This window comes from Vibrio sp. 10N.222.49.C9 (assembly GCF_041474985.1).
GTDB classification, from domain to species: domain Bacteria; phylum Pseudomonadota; class Gammaproteobacteria; order Enterobacterales; family Vibrionaceae; genus Vibrio; species Vibrio crassostreae_C.
In genome coordinates, this window is record NZ_JBFRVD010001035.1 from 1 (window position 1) to 406 (window position 406).

Consider the following 406-nt stretch of genomic DNA (forward strand, 5'->3'; position numbering starts at 1 on the left):
CCGAATAATAGGCAATAAATTAGGTCTAGATTGAAGCCAATTAAAGAACAGATGCCAAATAGCACAAATCCGATGAAGAAAGTAGAGAACAGGGTTGCACCTAATGCTAGGGCTGTAATTTCCCATTTCTGGTCTTTAAGGTGATCCAGCTTGATGCCAAGTCCACCTGCAAACAACAGAAATCCCAAGATACCCTTAAGTAAAAAATCTTCAAAGTTAATAGATGCGATGGTCTCACTGGCGACATGAGATAGCTTAAACCAGCCTGCTTGACCTGCAATGATAATCGCTAACGATAGCAACATGGCACCGGCTGTAATCGCAATGGTGGTCTGCATTTTGCCGATTTTACTGTTGATTAATGCGATGAGCGCTGCCCCAGCAGCTAGAAAGCACAGCGTATGGT

The 406-nt window shown here is 43.3% G+C and carries 1 pseudogene; it reads right to left on the reverse strand.

Annotated features, from left to right (window positions below):
- A pseudogene (locus AB4585_RS26770) lies at positions 1–406 on the reverse strand (sodium:proton antiporter); the annotation flags it as partial.